Genomic DNA, 19,949 nt, shown 5'->3' with positions numbered 1-19,949 from the left:
TGGCGGCCCCCATGATAAGCCGCCGGGCCCGGCTTGGGTACCCGGCGAACCATGCGAGCCATGCACCGGCGTCATTCCGGGCGGATGTTGGCGCTCTTGATCAGTTGCGCCCACTTGGCCACTTCGCTCTTCTGGAACGCGCCCAGTTCGGCCGGGCCGGCGCCGGACGGCTCGATCCCGAGCGAGGCCAGCCGGGCGCGCATGTCCGGCTCCTGGATGATCTTGCCGATGTCCGCGGCAAGGCGGTTGACGATGGGTGCAGGCGTGCCGGCAGGGGCAAACACGGCTTGCCAGGAAACGATCTCGTAGCCTTGCAGCTTCGGGCCGCCGGCCTCGGCCACGGTCGGCACATCGGGCAGTTCGCGGGCGCGCTTGGCAGCCGTGGTGGCCAGCGCGCGGAACTTGCCGGACTGGATCATCGGCATGGCGGCCACGCTGTTCTCGAACAAGACATCGACCTGGTTGCCTAGCAAGGCTTGCACGGCCGGGTTGCTGCCCTTGAACGGCACGTGGAGCAGCTTGACACCCGCCATGCTGGAGAACAACTCGCCGGCCAGGTGCTGCGAGGTGCCGTTGCCGGCCGAGCCGAAGGAGACCGCGCCGGGCTTGGCCCTGGCGGCGGCGATCACGTCCTGCACGGACTTCCACGGGCTGTTGGCGTTGACCACCAGCAGGTTGGGCAGGGTGCCGATCAGGGCCACGGGCTGGAAGTTCTTGATCGGGTCGTAAGGCATCTTCGGATACAGGCTCACATTGATCGAGTGCGAGCTGATGGTGCCGCCGACCAGGGTGTAACCGTCCGGCGCGGCCTTGGCCACATAGTCGGAGCCGATATTGCCACCCGCGCCGGCGCGGTTCTCCACCACCACCGGCTGGCCGATCATCTGCGACAGGCGCTGGCCGATCAGGCGGCCGAGCACGTCCGTGGTGCCGCCCGCGGCAAAGGGCACCACGTAGCTGACCGGCTTGGTCGGCCAGACGTCCTGCGCATGCGCCGGCCGAGCGCCAACGGCGGCCAGCGCGCAGGCGAGCAGGCCAAAGGCGAGGCGAGATGGGGAAACAGCTTGGGAAGCGGAGCGCAAAGCAGCGCGCAAAGCAGAACGGGACTGATGGGCTGGCTGGCCGGCCCGCAAGGGCCGCAGGTGCAAAAGCATGTCTTGGTCTCCATTGTATTTTTGTCCGGGCCATCGCCTTTGCGCTGCGTGACGCGGCCGCTATGCTCTGGCAAGCGGCGCATGTGGCAGGGTGGGATCGCCTGGCAACAGGCTACACGCGTGCCGTGGTAGTAGCCTTGCGTTTTACGCATAACAGAAATGCGCCTGAAGCCAGGTGCCCAAAGCATTCGCGACGTAACAATCGCTCCATTCCTGGAGGTTCCGGATCGCTCCCGTTCCGGCTCCGGCCTGATTGCACCGCACCATTTTCTTTCTGCCATGACCAGCCAATCCGTTGCAGCTACCGTGCCTTCCACTTCCTCCTCCGCCAAGCCGGCGGCGCGCTCCGGCGGCCGGGTCCTGGTGGACGCGCTGCGCATCCACGGCGCGGAGCGTATCTTCTGCGTGCCGGGTGAGAGCTTCCTGGATGTCCTCGACGCGCTGCACGACCAGCCCGCCATTGACCTGATCGTCTGCAAGCACGAAGGCGCCGCGGCCAACATGGCCGAGGCCGACGGCAAGCTCACTGGCCGCCCCGGCATCTGCTTTGTCACACGCGGCCCGGGCGCCACGCACGCCAGCATCGGCGTGCATATTGCAGCGCAGGATTCCACGCCGATGCTGCTCTTCGTTGGGCAGATCGCTCGCGGCCACAAGGGCCGGGAGGCCTTCCAGGAGGTCGACTACGGCGCCATGTTCGGCTCCATCGCCAAGTGGGTGGTGGAGATCGAGGATCCGGCTCGCATCCCTGAGCTGGTGGCGCGCGCGTTCCAGTGCGCCACTTCGGGCCGGCCCGGCCCGGTGGTGATTTCCCTGCCGGAAGACGTGCTGGACGGCCTGTGCGAGGTGGCTGATACCGGCCGCTATCGCCCGGTGGCGGCGGCACCGCGCGCGGCCGATGCCGATGCGCTCGCTGCCGCGCTGGCCGGGGCCGAGCGCCCGCTGGTGATTGCCGGCGGCGCCAACTGGAGCGCGCAGGCGGCGGCCGATTTTGCGGCCTTCGTGCAGCGCTGGAACCTGCCGGTGGCCTGTGCCTTTCGCCGCCAGGATGTATTCGACAACCGCGATCCGCACTACGTCGGGCACCTCAGCCTGGGCGTCAACCCGGCGTTGGCCGAGCGCGTGCGCACGGCCGACGTGATCCTGGCCTTCGGCACGCGGCTGGGCGATATCGCGACCGACGGCTACACCTTGCTGGAGGCCCCGCAGCCGCGCCAGCGCCTGTTTCACTTGCATGCCGACAGCGCCGAGCTGGGCCGCGTCTACCAGCCCGAGCTGGCCATCCATGCGGGCATCGAGCCAGGCTCCGCCATGCTGGCCGCGCTCACGCCGCCGGCGGCGGTGCGCTGGGGCGACTGGACCAGCGCCGCACGCGCCGCGCATACCGCTTTCGTGGCCCCGGCCAAGCCGCACCCGCAGCTCACCGGCGTGGACATGGGCGCGGTGATCGCGCACCTGGACCGGGTCTTGCCCGACGACGCCGTGCTGACCAACGGCGCCGGCAACTACACGGTCTGGCTGCATCGCTACTACGCCTATCGCCAGCCGCGCACCGAGCTTGCCCCCACCTGCGGCGCCATGGGCTACGGCCTGCCCGCGGCGGTTGCCGCCAAGCTGCGCGACCCGCAGCGCACCGTGGTGTGCTTTGCCGGCGACGGCTGCTTCCTGATGTACCCGCAGGAAGTGGCCACGGCCGCGCAGTACGGCGCCAACCTGATCGTGGTGGTGGTCAACAACGGCATGTACGGCACCATCCGCATGCATCAGGAAAAGCGCTATCCCGGGCGCGTCAGCGGCACCGACATCCCGAGCCCGGATTTTGTGGCGATGGCGCAATCGTGCGGGGCCTGGGCGGAGCGCGTGACGCAGACGGAAGATTTCGCCGCGGCCTTTGCGCGTGCGCAGGCCGCGGGCAAGCCCGCCGTGCTGGAACTGGTCACGGACCCGCGCCAGATCACCCCGGCGATGCGGATCGCAGACTGACCTAAGAAGACAGAAGAAGACAGAAGGCAAAAAACAAAATACAAGGCAGGAGACACCCATGACCGATGCCACGCTGGCCGACTTGCGCAACCAGTTTGCCGGCCGCTTGCTGAGCACCGCCGATGACACGGCGCCGTTTCTCACCGACTGGCGCCGCAACTGGACTGGCCGCGCCCTGGCGGTGGCGCAGCCCGATAGCACGGCCGACGTGGCGGCCATCGTGCGCTGGTGCGCGGCGCGCCAGGTGCCGCTGGTGCCGCAAGGCGGCAATACGGGCATGGTGGGTGGCGCCATCCCGGACGACGGCGGCCGCGCGCTGGTGCTGTCCACAGCGCGGCTGAACCGCATCCGCGAGATCGATCCCATCAACAACACGCTCACCGCGGAGGCGGGCTGCATCCTGGCTGCCGTGCAGCAAGCGGCGCAGGAAGCGGGGCGCTTGTACCCGCTGTCGCTCGGCGCGGAGGGCAGTTGCACCATCGGCGGCAATCTCGCCAGCAACGCGGGCGGGGTGCAGGTGCTGCGCTACGGCAATACGCGCGAGCTGTGCCTGGGGCTGGAAGTGGTGACGCCCGATGGCGAGATCTGGGACGGCCTGCGCGGCCTGCGCAAGGACAACACCGGCTACGACCTCAAGCAGCTCTTTATCGGCGCGGAGGGCACGTTGGGTGTGATCACCGCCGCCACCCTCAAGTTGTTCCCGCGTCCGGCGGCGCGCATGACAGCACTGGCCGCGGTGAGCGATCCGCATGCGGCACTGCGCCTGCTGGAACTGGCTCAGCGCCGGCTAGCCGCCACGCTGACGGCGTTCGAGTTGATGAGCGGCGTGTGCGTGGCACTGGTGGCGCGGCATTTCCCGGACTGCCGCGCGCCCTTCGGACAGGCGCATCCCTGGTATGTGCTGCTGGAGAGCAGCGACCCGCATAGCGAGGCGCACGCCACCCAGGCCTTCGGGGAACTGATGGAAGAGGCCTTCGAGGCTGGCATCGTGGCGGACGCGGCCATCGCGGCCTCGCTGGCGCAGTCCGATGGGCTGTGGCGGATCCGCCATCACCTGCCGGAGGCCCAGTCGCTGGAGGGCGACAACCTCAAGCACGACATCTCGGTGCCGATCTCTGCGATTGGCGAGTTCATTGCGCACACCAACGCCGCCATCGTCGCCGCCAATCCCGGCGCGCGCGTACTGGCCTTTGGCCATCTGGGCGACGGCAACCTGCATTACAACGTCAGCGCGCCGTACGGCGTGCAGCAAGCGGACTTTGTGCGGGCCAACGGCGCGGCCATCAGCGCGCTGGTGTACGAGGCCGTGCACCGTGTGCGTGGCTCGATCTCGGCCGAACATGGCATCGGCCAGCTCAAGGTCGACAAGAACGCGCATTACAAATCCCCCGTGGAAATGGCGCTGATGCAAAAGCTCAAGCACGCGCTGGATCCGCACGGGCTGATGAATCCGGGCCGGCTGCTGCCGGGCGCATCGCACTGAGCGCACCGTGCACCGTGCGCGACAAGAAGAACCACAGAGGAGACACCCATGCATCAAAGCTACAAGCCGTCACGCCGCACGCTGCTGGCCATCCTGGCTGCCACCGCCGCGTGCGTGGCGTTGCCCGTGCGGGCGGATACCTATCCGTCCAGGCCGATCCGCATGGTGGTGCCGTTCGCCGCCGGCGGCAATACGGATATCGTGGCCCGGCTGATCGGGCGCGACCTGCAAAAGGCGCTGGGCCAGCCGGTGGTGGTGGAAAACCGCCCCGGCGCCTCGGGCAATATCGGCGCCGACATCGTTGCCAAGTCGGCGCCGGACGGCTACACCTTCCTGATGGGCACGGTTGGCACCAATGCGATCAATGCCAGCTTCTATCGCAAGATGCCCTACGATACTGCCAAGGATTTCACGGCCGTGGCCATGGTCGCTTCGGTGCCGAATATCCTGGTGGTCAATCCCGCCGTGCCGGCAAAGAACGTCAAGGAACTCACGCAGTTCGTGAAGAGCGAAAACGGCAAGGCCACCTTTGCCTCGTCGGGCGCGGGCAGCTCGATCCACCTGTCGGGCGAGCTGTACAAGGTCATGACCGGAACCCAGATGGTGCATGTGCCGTACAAGGGCAGCGCGCTGGCGGTGACCGACCTGATGGGCGGGCAGGTGCAGATCATGTTCGACAACGCGCCGACTTCGCTGCCCTTCGTCAAGTCCGGCAAGCTCAAGGCGCTTGCCGTGACCGGCACCCAGCGCATGAGCGCACTGCCTGATGTGCCGACGATGGAAGAAGCCGGCCTGCCAGGCTTTGTGACCGGCTCTTGGTTCGGCCTGTTTGCCCCGGCTGGCACGCCGCGCGAGATCGTATCGAAGGTGAGCGATGCGGTGATGGCGGCCATGCGCAGGCCCGAGTTCCGCGAGCAGCTGGTCCATGCCGGCGCCGAGCCGGACCCCAAGCCCGCTGCGGAATTCCAGGTCTTCGCGCTGGCCGAGAAGGCACGCTGGGAAAAGGTGGTCAAGGCGGCCGGCGTATCGGTCAACGAGTGAAACCCTGGGCGCGCCGGACGCGCCCTATCTGACGGAGCCCCTATGCAAAGCCACCCCCCAGCCACCGTGCGCCACGACGCCGCCGCCCTGCGCAGCATGGCGCGGGCCATGTTCGAGCGCGCGGGCATGCCCGCCGACCGGGCCGCCGACGTGGCGGACATCCTGGTCGAAGGCGACCTGATGGGCCACGATACACACGGCCTGCAATTACTGCCCACCTACCTGGCCGAGATCGAAAGCGGCAGCATGGCGGTCAAGGAGGACTACGAGGTGCTGGCCAACCGCGCCGCCGTGGCCACCTGGGACGGCAAGCGCCTGCCGGGGCCGTGGCTGACGCTGCGCGCCATGCAAAGCGCGATGGCGCGGGCGCGCGACTACGGCACCGGCACGGTGACCATCCGCCGCGCGCATCATATTGCGTGCCTGGCCGCCTACCTGGAGCGCGCCACGCGGGAAGGCTTCGTCATGCTGCTGTACTCCTCGGCGCCGGCCGCCATGACCGTGGCGCCGTTCGGCGGCACTCGCCCCGTGTTCTCGCCCAGCCCCGTGGCGGCAGGTTTTCCCACGCCCGATGGCCCGGTGCTGATCGATGTCTCCACCTCGGTCACCACGGTCGGCCTGACCACGCGGCTGTACAAGGAAGGCAAGCGCCTGCCGCACCAGTGGCTGATCGATGAGAACGGCAACGCCAGCGACGACCCCGCCGTCATGTTTGCGCCGCACGCGGGCTCGATCCTGCCGCTGGGCGGGCTCGATGCCGGCCATAAGGGCTACGCGCTATCGCTGATGGTGGAAGCGCTGACCGCCGGCCTGTCCGGCCATGGCCGCGACGATCCGGGCAAGCGCTGGGGCAATACCGTGTTCCTGCAGATACTGGACCCGTCTGCCTTTGCCGGCGAAGAAGCCTTTGCCGGGCAAATGGGCTGGATCGCGCGGGCCTGCACGGACAATCCGCCGCGCCCGGGCGTGGATCGCGTGCGCCTGCCGGGGCAGGGCGCGCTGGAACGCAAGGCGCGCCAGTTGCGCGACGGCGTGGCGCTGAACCCCGCCATCCTGCCGCAGATCCAGCCCTGGCTGGACAAGTTCGGCATGACGGCGCCGGCGCCGCTGGCCTGAGGCGCAGCCCGGCGCCGCGGCGCGCTCAGTCCTGCCAGAAGCCCGCGTGCGCCTGCGCCGCCTCGTCCTCCAGCGCGGGGCCCAGCACGGCGACGCGGTGCTGCCCGCGCGCGAACACCTCCCGGCAGGGCAGAGAGAAGGTGGGGTTCTCGGGGTGCGCGCCGGTCAGCGTGAGCAGCCGGTGCTCGGACAGCGCGTACACTACCCGCCCGATGTTGCACCAGTAGATGGCGCCGGCACACATGCAGCAGGGCTCCGCGCTGGTGTAGAGCGTAGCGCTGGCGAGTGCCTGCGGCGACAGCTTGCGGGCGGCTTCGGCCGCGGCGGCCAGTTCGGCATGCTGGGTGGGGTCGCCCTCGGGCGGCATCGAGTTGTTGCCGGCGCTGGCGATGATATTGCCGTCGGCGTCCGCCACCAGCGCAGCAAAAGGATGGCGCCCGCGGGCGCGGGACGCCTCCGACTGGCGGATGGCCTCGCGCAGCAGGCGCAGGTCCTGCTGGCTCAGCCCCGTGGCAGCAGCGCTGGCGTCGGCGGCAATCAATGTGGTCATGGTCTGGTCCCGGTGGGTTTCGTGAAGCGCGTAGTGGCGTAGTGGCGTAGTGGCAAGAAGGTGCCTAGCGATCCTGCGCGCGCAGCGCCGCTTCAATGCCGCGAATGCTCTCGAGCAAGCGCGGGCGCACCGTCTCCAGCAGTAGCGCGGCCGGCACGATGGCGGTGGGCCCGCTGCACGACAATGTCATCGGCGGCAGCGCCGGGCCGGGCCGGAACGCGGCGGCGATCGAGTTGATGTCCGGCAGCCATTCGCCAAACGACGTGGTGCAGCCCTGGCGCTCCACCTCCGCGCGGCTGCGCTCCACAATGGCCTGCGCAGTGGCGGCGTCCGTCCCTTCCTGTTGCCGGAAGGCGGCCAGTGCTTGCCGCTGTTCCACGGCGGGCAACGCTTGCAGGTAGGCACGCCCCGCGGCCGAGGTCAGCCCGGAAATGCGCGTGCCGACCGCCACCCGCAACGTCAGGTATGACTCCGACTGGCAGTTTTCAAAGATCAGCATCTGCGCCCGATCGCGCACGATCAGCGACGTCACGCCCTGGGACAGGTCGGCCAGCTCCTGCATGAACGGCCGCACCACCGCCAGCACATCCACGCCATGCTGCGCCGCGGGTGCAAGGACCAGCGCCGAGCTGCCGAGCTGGTACTTGGCCTGCTCCGGGTCCAGCCGCAGGTAGCCCAGCTCCGTCAGCGTATGCGTGAGGCGCGACACCGTGGATTTGGGCAGGCCGCAGCGCTGCGCCAGCTCGGCATTGCCCAGCCGCGTCTCAAAGCTGCGGAAGCTCGCCAGCACATCGAGACCCCGCGCCAGCGCGGTCACGAAATGCCGGTCTTCCTTGTGCTGCGGCATGTGCTGCGGCATGTGCTGCTGCGCTTGCGTTTCGTGCGGCGAATCTTCGGTCTGCGGTTCTGACATGGGTGGCCTCGGCTGGCTTGGGGCTGCGCTTGCGTCTCAGCCTGCGCTGGCCAGCAGCTCGCGCAGCTTGGCCTTGAGTATCTTGCCGGACGGTGCAGCCGGCAAGTGGGCCACAATCCTGACCTCGGCCGGCATCTTGTAGGGCGACAGCTGCTCACGCAGGAAGGCGCGCAGCGCGGCCTGGTCCAGCGTCATGCCCTCGCGCACTTCCACAAAGGCGATCACTTCCTCGTTGCCTTCCACCGCGCGACCCACCACCGCGGATTGCAGCACGGCCGGGTAGGCGTTGATCGATTGCTCGACTTCCTCCGGGTACACGTTGAAGCCGGAGTGGATGATGATTTCCTTGGAGCGCCCCACGATGGAGACCGCGCCGTCGGCATCGATGCGCGCCAGGTCGCCGGTGTGCAGCCAGCCGTCGGCGTCGATCACCTGCGCGGTCAGGTCGGCTCTGCGGTAATAGCCCTTCATCACATTGGGGCCGCGCACCAGCAGTTCGCCGCTGCCGTCGGGCAGGGGCTCGCCCAGGCGGATCTCCACGTCAGGCACCACCGGGCCCACCGAGCAATCCGTGCGCGGCGATTCCACCCGGGTCTGGCAGACCGTGGGCGAGGTCTCGGTCATGCCATAGCCGTTGTGCAGGATGATGCCGAAGCTCGCCTCAAACGCCGCCTTGAGCGTGGCGGTGAGCGGCGCGCCGCCCGATTGCGCCATGCGCAGCGCGGGCGCTTGCAGCGGCGTTGCCTGGGCGCGGCTCCATTCGATCAGCTTGGCATACATGGCAGGCACGCCATGCAGCACGGTGAGCTGCTCCGCGACCAGCGCGTGCGCCAGCTTCTCGGGGCGGAATCGCGGTTCGTAGAACACGGTGGCGCCGTTGGCGAGCGGGCCCACCAGCAGCACGGACAGGCCGTAGACATGCGAGATCGGCAGCACGCCGTAGACCCGGTCGCCCGGCTGCACGCGCGCCTGCATGCGATTGGAGCGGCCGATGAACATCAGGTTAGCGTGCGTCAGCATCACGGCCTTGGCCGCGCCGGTGGTGCCAGTGGTGTAGATCAGCGCGGCTACCTGGTCGCGCGCCGCTGCGTCCACCGGCTCAGCCACGGCGGCTGCATTGAGCGTGCCCAGCAGCAGCTTGCCCGCATGCGGCCATTCGGCCGGTTGCGCGCCGCGCGCCAGGCCATGCTCGCGTGCTTCGGGATAGGCGTTGTCGAGGTAGAGCGCGATGCGCGCACCCGAGTGTTCGATGATGTTGTCGATCTCGCGGGCGGACAGGCGGGCATTGACCGGCACCGCCCATGCGTCCAGCGCGCTGAGCGCCAGGATCAGTACCGCACAGCCCACGCTGTTCTCGGTCACCAGCACCACGCGATCGCCGCCCCGCACGCCGGCGCCAGCCAGTGCGCGGGCGGTTTCGGCTATGGCGCCGTCCAGCTCGCCGTAGCGCAAGGACCGCTCGGCGTCCATCAGGGCCACGCGTTCGGGGTGGCTCCGGACCCAGGGGCCAATGGTCTGGTGCAGGCGGGAAAATGAAGTGGCAGCCGGTGCGTGCGCGGCGGGCGTGGGGGTGCTACTCATCACAGTCTCCAGATAAGGCGTCCGGCGTGGGCCGCCGGATTTTTCGATGGCGGAATACTCCCACCGATCGCCTTACGCGTCAACTGCACTGTGGAATCCACGTTCTGCATTGCAGAACATGGATTATCCAGCCTCAGAACCGGAAGCGCGCGACTCCAGCCGACAGGCCTGCCGCTTGCTCATCCAGGCTGGCCGCCTGCGCCGTAACGGCTTCGACCAGCTCGGCGTTCTGCCGGCTGGTCTGGTCGAGCTGGGCCACCGCCTCGCCCACCGAGCGGATGCCGCGCGCCTGTTCGTCGGCCACCCCGCACAGCCGCTCGGCCAACTGGTAGCTCTGGCCTACCGCCTGCTCGATGCCGCTCATCGCGCTGACCACTTGCCCGCTAAGCCGTGCCCCACGAGCGATCTCCGAGCTGGCCTGGCCAATGGTGGTGCGAATCTCGCGCGCGGAGTTGGCGCTGCGCTGCGCCAGCCCGCGTACCTCCTGCGCCACCACGGCAAAGCCACGCCCGGCCTCACCCGCGCGGGCCGCTTCCACGGCGGCGTTGAGCGCAAGGATATTGGTCTGGAAGGCGATGCTCTCGATCACCTCGACCATTTCCGCGATATTGCGCGAGTGCTGGTTCACCGTGTCCATGGCGCCGCTCATCTCGTTCACCACCGCCATGCCGGCGTCGGTGGCCTCGCGTGCCTGGCGCGCCATGGCGCTGGATTCGGTGGCCTGGGCGTGGGCCTGGCCGACCAGCGCGGTGAGGCGGGCGACGCTGTCGGCGGCGGCGGTCAGCGCGGCCGCCTGCAGCGCGGTGCGGCGCGACAGATCGTGGTTGCCGCTGGCGATGCCTTCGCTGGCCGCGGCGATCTCGGCGGCGGAGAGCTGGATCCCTTCGAGCACGCCGGCGAGCTGGTCGCGCATGCGCGCCAGCAGGCTCATCAGGCTGTGGTCATCTCCGGGGCGCACGCGCACGGCTTGCTGCAGGTCGCCCGAGGCGATGCGGCTGGCCACCTTGGCCGCGTCCGCGGGCTCGCCGCCCAGTTCCGAATGCAGCAGGCGCGAGGCAAACCAGGCCAGCGCGGCCGCCGCTGCAAGGCTCGCCACCAGCATGCCGACCATCACGGCCTGGGCGCGCAACTGGCTGGCCGTCACGGTAGCTACCGTATCGGCGGCCTGCCGCTCCTGCTGCTTGCGCGTGACCTCGACCAGGTCGGCCAGCTTCTGTAATTGCTCGCCAAGAAAATGGCCGTCGACCGAAACGGCGCTGTCGAACTGCAGGGTATCGAGCGGCTGCTTGCGCAGCAACGTGACATAGTCACGCAGCATCGCCGCGGCGCTGTCGCGTTCCGCTTGCAGCGCGGTGGCCTGGGCGGGTGCGGCCGTGCGCACGGTGCCAAGGGCCTGGTCGAGGCGGGCGAGTGCGCTGTCGATGTCGGCGGTTGCGCCGTCGCGCTCGGTGCTGCTGGTCGCCATGGTCAGGGCAAGCTGGGCGCGGCCTAGCCGGGCCAGCGCCGATTGCGCGCGCTCCGCAGCGATGGCACCCTGCATATCGCGTTGATAGAGCGTATCTGTCATCTGCTTGACCGAGACGAGGCTGAAAATGCCCGTCAGCCCCACCACGGCGCCGAACACATAGACCAGCGCAAATGCCATGCACATGCGCGCGCTGAGGGGAAGCCGGCCCAGCCAGGCGGGCATGCGCCGGCCGGTGCGGCGTGGAAGGCGAAGGTTGATGGCTTGCAACACGGTTGAGACTCCGATGGGCCACGCGGCCCATATGCTGACCCAGGGGGGGCCGCCATCTCGCGCGCCGGCTTGCAGCACCGGCTTACCGCGGGTGACGGCATGACTTAGTTATGGCTTGCATGCTCGCCGCAACCTGTGACGCATCAATGACATCCCGCCATTGCGCAGGGGTAATCGGCTTTGTCATCCGGGTGACACATGACTGACATGAAATAGAGGGCGAGTCACATTGGCTCACCAGCTTCTTGCGCCTGGCGCCGCGCCTCCCCACGTCACGTTCACTCCGCCCATGCAGATTGCCTCCCCCCTGGCCGGCGTGCCCGTGCCGCGGCTACGCTTGCCGCCGCTGCACGCCGTCTTCCAGCCCATTGTGGTGTTCGGGACCGGCCAGGTGCTGGGCTACGAGGCGCTGGTCCGGGGACCTGCCAAGTCACCGCTGGCCATGCCGGAGGCCTTGTTCCGCCTGGCGCGTGACGAGGCCGAGACCATCGAGCTGGAGCTGCGGGCGGCGCGCACTGGTCTGTCCACCTGCCTGGCGAATGGCTTGCGCGGCAAGCTGTTCCTCAACTTCAGCGCGATGGCACTGCGCTACCTGCTGGCCGACGGCGGGAGCGCCATGCGGGCGCTGGTGGCGAACAGCATCGCGCCAGATCGCATCGTGATCGAGGTGACCGAGCAGACCCCCATCGAGGACGCGGAGCGCTTCGGGCAGGCCATGGCCGTGCTCCGCGAACTGGGCATGCAATATGCGCTGGACGACTTCGGCACCGGCCACGCCAATCTCGACCGGCTGGTCCACCTCGCGCCGCACTACACCAAGCTGGACAAGTCGCTGGTGCGTGGCATCGGTAACTGCTCGCGCCGGCTTGAAGTCGTGCGCACGGTGCTGGCTCTGGTCAAGGCGCTGGGCGGCGAGGTGATCGCCGAAGGCATCGAGGATGCCGATGAGCTGGCGGTGCTGCGCGATCTCGGCGTGCCCTTCGGGCAGGGCTACTACCTCGGCAGGCCGGCGCCGCACCCAGTGCTCAGCCAGTACTGAGCGGGCCGGGCCGAGGCAGCCGCGCGCCGGTCTCATCCAGGCGATATCCCTTGCCATACACCATCGTGATGACCAGACCATTGCGGGGGTGGAGCTCCAGCGCCCTGCGCAGGCGCGATACCAGGCTCGCCAGGGCGCGGGAGAACGGTGGCAGTGAATAGCCCCAGATTGCGCGTTCGATATGGGAATGGGACAAGACCCGGCCGACGCTGCCAAACAACAACGCTGCCAGCTCGAACTCCTTGGGGGGCAGCGTGAGCCGGCGTCCCTGGAAAACGACCTCGTGCGCCAGGCAGTCCAGTGTATAGATCCCCACCGCCAGGTCCGGGCTGGGTGTTTGCCGGTGCGCGGCGGCGCGGCGCTGCAACGCGTGCAGCCGGGCCACCAGCTCGCGCGCGCGCAGCGGGCGGATCATGTAGTCGTCGGCGCCCGCCTGGAGGGTATTGACGACCGAGTCTTCGTCGCGCCGCTGGGAAACCACCATCACCGGCACTTTGCTGCGCCAGGCGCCGCGCACCGCGCGCACGGCTTCCACGGCAGGCATGTCGGCAAGGTCGTGGTCGATCAGCAGGACGTCATAGCCGGCTTGGTCGATGCCACGGAAAAGCTCCGCGCTTGCGGGGTAGGTATGGCAAGGCACGCCGGCGCGAGCAAGGGCGTCTGCAATGGCCTTGGCCTCTAGCGACAGATCCGCTAGCAGTGCGATCTTCATAGGCATTGTCCTACTGGCATTAGTGCGGTTCGCGGGCCGGCGCGCGCATCGGCTGCCAGGCCGGTCAGGCTGTCAATGTGCCTGGGCCGGGCGGCCACCGGCCTGCCCGCGAGGCGATCCAGGCAGGATAGTCCGCGACGTCAGGGATATTGTTCGGAACAATCTGCAAGAGGGGGAAGAAGATTCCCAAAGCAGGCGGGGAGCCAATCCACAAGGCGACCGGCATCGCACCGGGCCAAAGTCGATTGTTGCGGCGCACGTACACATTTTGTCCACGATTGCCGGATCGTGTTATCCACAGATTGTGTGGATAACCGCGCTTGACGTGCCGCGCTTGGCCAATGGTGGCGGTTATGTATCGGGCTGCCTAAATTTTGAACAGGAAGGCGGGTGACGCCTCGCCAGCGGCGGAGGACGCGGACAAATTCAGCACGATAGCGTGCGAGGCAGCAAACGCGGATTGCGTCTCGCCAGGGCCAGCGTGCTAGCGGTGGTCGATGCCGGAGGCTTTCCTGACGTAGCCGGTGCCTTTGCCGAGCACCTTGTCAAGCTCGGAGGAGGTGACCTGCCGGGCAGGGCGTGCTTTGCCTGTGGCCAGGATTCTTGATGGCAACATGTCGTTGGTTGGGTCTCCCGCCGGCGTGCACTGAGCGGCAGGCGCGAATCGATCCTTGAGTGGCCGAGAGATAGGTCACGAGAGACAGTGCGTATGACAGTGCGTATTGCAATGAGCTGGCCGGCAGGGGGCGCGTGATCGTCAGGTCGCCCGATCGTCAGATCGAGACGCGCCGGCCGATCTCCACCACCTGATCGCTGGGCAGCCGGAAAAGATCGGTAACGTGCATGCCGTTCCTGACCATCAAGGCGAACAGCTTGCCTTGCCAGCGCGGCATCCGGCTGTCGCCCTCGCGCAGCACGATGGTCTCCAGGCCCATGTAGTAGGTGATGGTGCCCAGGTCCAGCCCGCAGGGCAGCATCTGGGGCTGTTGCAGCAGATTGGGAATATCTGGCCGCTCCATGAAGCCGTAGCGGGCGTTGGCGCGCCAGAAACCCGGCATCGGCTGCGTTAGCGTCAGGCGCTCGGCATCCTTGATCCACGGCACCGTCTCCGTCACGATGCTCACGGCAAGGATCTTCTGCTGCAAGGCGTGGTTGCGCTTGACATGCCACAGCATCACCGGCGGCGTGCCATCCAGCGTTCGCGTCAGGAACACCCCGGTCCCGGGCACGCGCGGGATGCCCTTTGCCTGCACCTCGCCCAGGAACGCGTCGATTGGCGTGATGTCTTCGTTGATGGCCGCCGAAATCGCGGCCGTGCCGCGGTGCCAGATCAACATGACGCCATAGACAACCGCCGCCAGCATCAACGGGATATACCCGCCATCCAGTACCTTGGCGAGATTGGCCACGAAGAACCCGCCGTCAATGATCAGGAAGACGCCCGACACGGCCGCGCTGGCCCACAGGCTCCAGCCCCAGATATCGCGCATGGCGATAAACAGCAGCACGGACGTCATCAGCATGGTGAGGGAAACGGCGATGCCATACGCGGAAGCCAGTTGATCCGATGACTTGAAGAACAGTGCCAGGCTGACCGTCACCACCATCAGCAGCCAGTTGACCGTGCCAACGTAGATCTGCCCGTAGCCCTCCTCGGAGGTCTGCCTGATCTGCAGGTGCGGCAGCCATCCCAGCAGGATCGCCTGGCGCGTCATGGAAAAGGCGCCGGTAATTATGGACTGGCTGGCGATCACCGTCGCCACGGCGGCCAGGATAACCAAGGGCACCAGCAGCGGCGGCGGGCAGAGCAGGTAAAAGATGTTGTGCGTTGAATCGGCCCCGGACAATACCAGCGCGGCTTGTCCGGCATAGTTGAGCAGCAGGCTGGGGAACACGATGGCGGACCATGCCAGGCGGATCGGGCGCGGGCCAAAATGGCCCATGTCGGCATACAGCGCCTCGGCGCCGGTCACGCAGAGGAAGATGCCGCCCAGCACCAGGAAACTGGTATAGCCATTGGAAAACAGGAATTCCAGGCCATAGATCGGATTGAGCGCAATCAGGATCGACGGGTGCAGCAGGATGCCGCGAATGCCGAGCACGGCTATGCAAAGAAACCAAAATGCCATCACCGGCCCGAAGGCCCTGCCGATGCGGGATGTTCCCATGGGCTGGATCGCAAAGAGCGCCACCAGTATGGCCACCGTGGCCGGCAGGATAACGGATTTGGCCTCGGGAACGACAATCTCCAGCCCCTCCAGCGCGGAGAGCACGGAGATGGCGGGTGTGATCGCGCCGTCGCCATAGATCAATGCCGCCCCGAACAGCCCGGCGGCCACCACCAGCGGGCGTTTCTTCTGCTTGATCCCCAACAGCGACATCAAGGCAAGAATGCCGCCTTCGCCGTTGTTATCGATGCGCATGGCAAAGGACACGTACTTCACCGTTGTGACGATAATCAATGTCCAGATCAGCAGGCTCAGCAGGCCCAGGATAACCGGCGCCGACGGCTTGCCCCCCGAGAGCGCGAGTACGGTTTTCAACGTGTAGAGCGGGCTGGTGCCGATGTCGCCAAATACCACGCCCAGTGCGGACAGCCCCATGACGGCGAGGCCGGACCGGGGTTTGGCGGGCGTATCGATCAGCGCAGGGGCTTGCGGCATGACTATTTCTCCAGGCAACCCATTGAAGAACATTCCGGGAAGCCCGGGATGCAGATCATGGCTTGTAAGCCAACATGATGATAAGCGCGAGGCAAAACCCGCGATCTGTCCGCGAAATGCGGGCCGGCCCGAGCGCGAGCCGTTGGCCTGGGCCGGCGGCCCGGCAACCCGGCAACCGTGCGTGCGGGTTGCCGGGCGAACCGGTTGTGCGCAGGGTAGCCTGCGGGCGGGCCGCCCTGGCGGGCAACGCGTTCAGGCTGCAGGAACCGGACGCCCGGTCAGCGGATAGTTCGGGTCGTTGTAGCCATGCGTGGAAGCATGTCCGGGGCGCACCAGTTGGTCGACCAGGGCCTCTTCTTCGGCGGAGATGGGCACGCCGACGGCGCCGAAGTAATCCTCGAACTGTGCCAGCGTGCGTGGCCCGGCAATCACCGAACTGACGATCGGGTTGGCCAGCACCCAGGCGGTAGCGAACTGGCCCAGCTTGAGGCCGCGCGCATCGGCATGCGCCTTGAGCGTCTGGGCAATCACCAGCGATTCCTCACGGAATTCCGTTTCCATCATGCGGCGGTCGGCGCGGCCCGCGCGCGAGTCTTGCGGGGGCTGCTGGCCGGGCAGGTACTTGCCGGTGAGCACGCCGCGCGCGATCGGGCTATAGGGCACCACCCCAAGGCCGAAGTGCTGGCAGGCCGGCAGGATTTCCACCTCGGGCATGCGGTTGAGCAGGTTGTAGTAAGGCTGGCAAACCACCGGGCGCGGCACACCCAGTTGGTCGCACAAGCGTGCGACCTCGGCGATGCGCCAGCCGCGGAAATTGGACAAGGCCCAGTAGCGGATCTTGCCGGCACGCACCAGGTCGCCCATGGCACGCACGGGTTCTTCCAGGTTTTCACCGGGGTAGTCGCGGTGCAGGTAAAGGATGTCGAGGTAATCGGTGCCAAGGCGGCCCAGGCTTTGCTCGACTTCGCGCAGGATCCAGACGCGCGAGTAGTGCGCATGGTTGGGCGCAGCCTGCATCGGGTTGCCGAGCTTGCTGGCCAGGATCCAGTCATGGCGGTCGGCGGCGAGCAGCTTGCCCACCATGCGCTCGGAGCCGCCCTTGCTATACACATCCGCAGTGTCGATTAAGTTGACGCCGTGCGCGCGAGCGCTATCGACGATGCGGCCGGCCTCGGCTTCGTCGGTCTGGTCGGCGAACATCATGGTGCCGAGGCACAGGGCCGATACCTTGAGGTTGCTGGCGCCCAGGCGCCGGTATTCCATCTTGAACTCTGACATTGCGGTCCTCCTTGATGTGGCTGGCGCTAAGGTAGTAAAGCGCTAGGGCGTGAAAGCTTAACGCCTGCGGGGAATTTCTGCCTGCCCCCGGGCCGCGCCTATGCCAGAATGCTAGCCATCGTGGTCCGGCTCCGCCAAGGCGAAATCTAACAATCATGCTCAGCCCCTCCCTCGTCGCGGCGATCGTGCTGGTATTCCATCTGCTTGGCGTCGTTGCGGCTTTGCACGCGGTCATGACCGTGCGCACCGCGCCCGGCGCCATTGCGTGGGCCGGCTCGCTGGTGATGATGCCGTACTTCACGCTGATCCCTTACCTGATCCTCGGCAGCAGGAGTTTTGCCGGCTACGTGAACGCCCGGCGCTTCAACAACGACCGGCTGCGCGAGGTCACGCACGAGATGGAGCCGCACGAGCGCGAGGCACGCGACGCCAGCGTCGTGCACTCGCCCCCCCAGCCTTACCTGCGCGCCTTGCCCCGGCTGACCGGCATGCCGTGCCTGGCCAACAACGCGGTGCGGCTGCTGGTCAACGGCGAGGCGACGTTCGAGGCCATCTTTGCCGCGATCGCCGCGGCGCGGCAGGTGGTGATCGTGCAGTTCTTCATCGTCCACGACGATGCGCTTGGACGGCGCCTGCAGAGCCTGCTGTGTGAACGCGCTGCCGCGGGCGTGAAGGTGTATTTCCTCTACGACAGCATCGGCTCGCATGCGTTGCCGGGCCAGTACGTCAAGGTGCTGCTGGCCGCCGGGGTGGAGGCGCGCGCCTTTGCCACGCGGCGCGGCTTTGTCAACCGCTTCCAGCTCAATTTCCGCAACCACCGCAAGCTGGTGGTGGTGGACGGGGAGTGCGCGTTTACGGGCGGTCATAACGTCGGCAACGAGTACGTCGGGCTAAAGCCGCCGCTGGCGCCCTGGCGCGACACGCATATCGAGATCCGCGGCAGCGCGGTGCTGGACTTGCAGATGGTGTTTGCCGAAGACTGGTTCTGGGCCGCGCGGGAGGTGCCGATGCTGCTGCCCCCGCCGGCAGCACCTGCCGGGGGCATGACCTGCCAGGTGGTGCCGTCCGGCCCCGCCGACGCGCAGGAGACCTGCTCGCTGTTCTTCGTCGAGGCGATCCAGGCGGCGCGCTGGCGGGTGTGGATCACCAGCCCGTACTTCGTGCCGGACGAGGCCGTGTTCGCCGTGCTCCGGCTGGCGGTGCTGCGCGGGGTTGACGTACGCATCCTGCTGCCGGCGCGCCCCGACCATCTCGTGGTGTTCGCCGCCTCCACCCTGTATGCCTACCAGGCCGTCTGCGCGGGCGTGAAGCTCTATCGCTACCAGCCGGGCTTCCTGCACCAGAAGGTTATCCTGATCGACGATGAGGCCGCGGCGGTCGGCAGCGCAAACCTCGACAACCGCTCGTTCCGGCTCAATTTCGAGCTGATGGTGATGACCGCGGACCGCGATTTTACCGCTAGCGTGACGCGCATGCTGGAGGCGGACTTCGCGCAGGCCTGCCAGATCGAGCGCAGCGAATACACCGCTGCGCCGACGCTGCGCCGCGTGGCGATGCACGTGGCCACGCTATTTGCGCCGATCCTGTAACCAGCAGGTGCCGTGCGCCGTGCCTACAGATCCGCTTGCGCCGCTTGCCTGGAGGTGCCGGTTGGCCAGTCGCGGCGCATGATGATGTAGGTGAAGGAGGTCGACCAGCCGATCAGGATCAGGCCCACCAGCGGCTCGATGCTGGCGAGCAGGCGCGTGGCGCCGATCGGCGCGATGTCGCCCAGGCTTTGCGTGGTGAAGGTTTCAAGTGAAAAGTAGAGGTAGACGATGGGCGTGATGGGATGGGCGCTGGTAAGGCCGCCCAGGCCCAGCACATTGCCCGCGACCCAGTAGCCGACGGCGAACACCATGGCTTCAAGGCTATGGGCCAGGATGATGCAGACAATCAGCACGCCAACGTTGACGCGGCCGGTCCAGCGGCGCGGATTCATGCCGGACAGCAGTCGCAGGGCTTCGTAGTGGATGGCGACCACGGTCACGGTCAGGATACTGGCGCTGGCCAAGGCCAGGAGGTCGTGGACGGTGAGGTTCATTGGGCATTCCTTGTCGGGCCGGCATCGCCTCGGTTGGGCGCGGCACGCGGGTAGTGACCGCCATTGCCGCCGGGATGTTCCCAGGAATATGGCCGCACACCGTCACAAACTGCTTGGAATGTAACCGGGGATCACGCGCAATGCCAGCCGCAAGCGCACTAGCGCGGCTAGGAAAGTGGCGTGGCGAAGCGCCGGCGCAGCCAGCCTACCAGCGGCCCTAGCCAGGGCAGTTGCTGCCAAAGCTCCTGCGCGGCGTCCCAGTAGTCGCGATGGAGTGTCACGCGCCCATCGTCGCCAAAGCAAAAATGCGAACTACCGTGCACGTGGTAAGGCTTGCCCTTCAGGGTGAAGTGGAAGTCCCACAGCACAAACGCCTGGCCCGGTTTCCGGAATTGCTCACCGATCACAAAGCGCGGGTTGTCCGTGGCGACGAACATATGCGCAAAGATCCGGCGGATCGCCTCGCGTCCGCGCACATCGTTGAAGGGATCCTTGAAGCGGGCATCGTCGGAATAGAAGCGCGCGATGTCGCCCAGCGAGGCGGGCGAGAGCGTTTCGTACCATCGCAGCAGGGCTGTCAGCCCGGTCGGCTCGGTCAAGTTGGTCAACTCCGTC

17 protein-coding genes are annotated in these 19,949 nt (G+C 67.3%); 6 read left to right on the top strand and 11 right to left on the bottom strand.

The features are described from left to right. Positions 1–71: 71 nt before the first annotated feature. Positions 72–1,154, bottom strand: coding sequence for a Bug family tripartite tricarboxylate transporter substrate binding protein (locus F7R26_RS28465; RefSeq protein WP_150984500.1), 1,083 nt, complete (start codon positions 1,152–1,154; stop codon positions 72–74). A 279-nt stretch (positions 1,155–1,433) separates the two neighbouring features. Between F7R26_RS28465 and F7R26_RS28460 the strand changes: the two genes are divergently transcribed. From F7R26_RS28460 to F7R26_RS28445, 4 genes are read left to right on the top strand one after another with little or no spacing between them, the layout of a single operon-like run. Then, positions 1,434–3,137 carry a thiamine pyrophosphate-binding protein gene (locus F7R26_RS28460; protein ID WP_150984501.1) on the top strand — a complete coding sequence of 568 codons (1,704 nt, stop codon included), beginning with the start codon at positions 1,434–1,436 and terminating at the stop codon, positions 3,135–3,137. Between the two features lie 58 nt (positions 3,138–3,195). Continuing rightward, positions 3,196–4,620, top strand: coding sequence for an FAD-binding oxidoreductase (locus F7R26_RS28455; RefSeq protein WP_150984502.1), 1,425 nt, complete (start codon positions 3,196–3,198; stop codon positions 4,618–4,620). Positions 4,621–4,668: 48 nt separating this feature from the next. After that, positions 4,669–5,661 carry a Bug family tripartite tricarboxylate transporter substrate binding protein gene (locus F7R26_RS28450; RefSeq protein WP_150984503.1) on the top strand — a complete coding sequence of 331 codons (993 nt, stop codon included), beginning with the start codon at positions 4,669–4,671 and terminating at the stop codon, positions 5,659–5,661. 42 nt (positions 5,662–5,703) lie between these two features. After that, on the top strand, positions 5,704–6,777 hold the full coding sequence (locus tag F7R26_RS28445) for an Ldh family oxidoreductase (RefSeq protein WP_150984504.1): 1,074 nt from the start codon (positions 5,704–5,706) through the stop codon (positions 6,775–6,777). A gap of 25 nt (positions 6,778–6,802) precedes the next feature. On the opposite strand, the gene F7R26_RS28440 is transcribed toward F7R26_RS28445, so the two are convergent. From F7R26_RS28440 to F7R26_RS28425, 4 genes are all read right to left on the bottom strand, one after another. Further along, positions 6,803–7,327: a nucleoside deaminase gene (locus F7R26_RS28440; RefSeq protein ID WP_150984505.1), complete on the bottom strand. Its 525-nt coding sequence runs from the start codon at positions 7,325–7,327 to the stop codon at positions 6,803–6,805. A gap of 64 nt (positions 7,328–7,391) precedes the next feature. Further along, positions 7,392–8,240 carry an IclR family transcriptional regulator gene (locus F7R26_RS28435; RefSeq protein WP_241754563.1) on the bottom strand — a complete coding sequence of 283 codons (849 nt, stop codon included), beginning with the start codon at positions 8,238–8,240 and terminating at the stop codon, positions 7,392–7,394. A 36-nt stretch (positions 8,241–8,276) separates the two neighbouring features. Next, positions 8,277–9,821 carry a class I adenylate-forming enzyme family protein gene (locus tag F7R26_RS28430; protein WP_150984506.1) on the bottom strand — a complete coding sequence of 515 codons (1,545 nt, stop codon included), beginning with the start codon at positions 9,819–9,821 and terminating at the stop codon, positions 8,277–8,279. A 133-nt stretch (positions 9,822–9,954) separates the two neighbouring features. Beyond that, entirely contained in the window at positions 9,955–11,559 is a 1,605-nt protein-coding gene (locus tag F7R26_RS28425) for a methyl-accepting chemotaxis protein (protein WP_150984507.1), read from the bottom strand. Positions 11,560–11,848: 289 nt separating this feature from the next. Between F7R26_RS28425 and F7R26_RS28420 the strand changes: the two genes are divergently transcribed. Continuing rightward, positions 11,849–12,598 (top strand): EAL domain-containing protein, encoded by a 750-nt coding sequence (locus F7R26_RS28420; RefSeq protein WP_241754562.1) that lies wholly within the window; start codon positions 11,849–11,851, stop codon positions 12,596–12,598. Here F7R26_RS28420 and F7R26_RS28415 read toward each other — a convergent pair. The 4 genes from F7R26_RS28415 to F7R26_RS28405 all read right to left on the bottom strand — a co-directional run bounded on the left by F7R26_RS28415 (position 12,585) and on the right by F7R26_RS28405 (position 17,251). Further along, a complete protein-coding gene (locus F7R26_RS28415; RefSeq protein WP_170301766.1) occupies positions 12,585–13,310 on the bottom strand; it encodes a response regulator transcription factor in 726 nt (241 codons plus the stop codon). The genes F7R26_RS28420 and F7R26_RS28415 overlap by 14 nt on opposite strands. Positions 13,311–13,794: 484 nt before the next feature. Beyond that, a complete protein-coding gene (locus tag F7R26_RS41525) occupies positions 13,795–13,926 on the bottom strand; it encodes a hypothetical protein (protein ID WP_277820366.1) in 132 nt (43 codons plus the stop codon). A 157-nt stretch (positions 13,927–14,083) separates the two neighbouring features. Then, entirely contained in the window at positions 14,084–15,973 is a 1,890-nt protein-coding gene (locus F7R26_RS28410) for a potassium transporter Kup (RefSeq protein WP_206702525.1), read from the bottom strand. A 252-nt stretch (positions 15,974–16,225) separates the two neighbouring features. Then, positions 16,226–17,251 carry an aldo/keto reductase gene (locus tag F7R26_RS28405; protein ID WP_150984509.1) on the bottom strand — a complete coding sequence of 342 codons (1,026 nt, stop codon included), beginning with the start codon at positions 17,249–17,251 and terminating at the stop codon, positions 16,226–16,228. Between the two features lie 155 nt (positions 17,252–17,406). Here F7R26_RS28405 and cls point away from each other — a divergent pair, with 155 nt between their 5' ends. After that, positions 17,407–18,840, top strand: coding sequence for a cardiolipin synthase (gene cls / locus F7R26_RS28400; protein ID WP_416351342.1), 1,434 nt, complete (start codon positions 17,407–17,409; stop codon positions 18,838–18,840). Between the two features lie 23 nt (positions 18,841–18,863). Here cls and F7R26_RS28395 read toward each other — a convergent pair whose 3' ends face one another. Together F7R26_RS28395 and F7R26_RS28390 are read right to left on the bottom strand one after the other, a co-directional pair. Next, entirely contained in the window at positions 18,864–19,334 is a 471-nt protein-coding gene (locus F7R26_RS28395; protein WP_150984511.1) for an ion channel, read from the bottom strand. A gap of 167 nt (positions 19,335–19,501) precedes the next feature. Further along, positions 19,502–19,933, bottom strand: coding sequence for a nuclear transport factor 2 family protein (locus tag F7R26_RS28390; RefSeq protein WP_241754561.1), 432 nt, complete (start codon positions 19,931–19,933; stop codon positions 19,502–19,504). Between the last annotated feature and the right edge of the window lie 16 nt (positions 19,934–19,949).

Origin of the sequence: Cupriavidus basilensis (assembly GCF_008801925.2) — a bacterium.
GTDB classification, from domain to species: Bacteria; Pseudomonadota; Gammaproteobacteria; order Burkholderiales; family Burkholderiaceae; genus Cupriavidus; species Cupriavidus basilensis.
The sequence above is the reverse complement of the archived record's forward strand: the minus strand, read 5'-3'. Positions and strand labels throughout refer to the sequence as shown.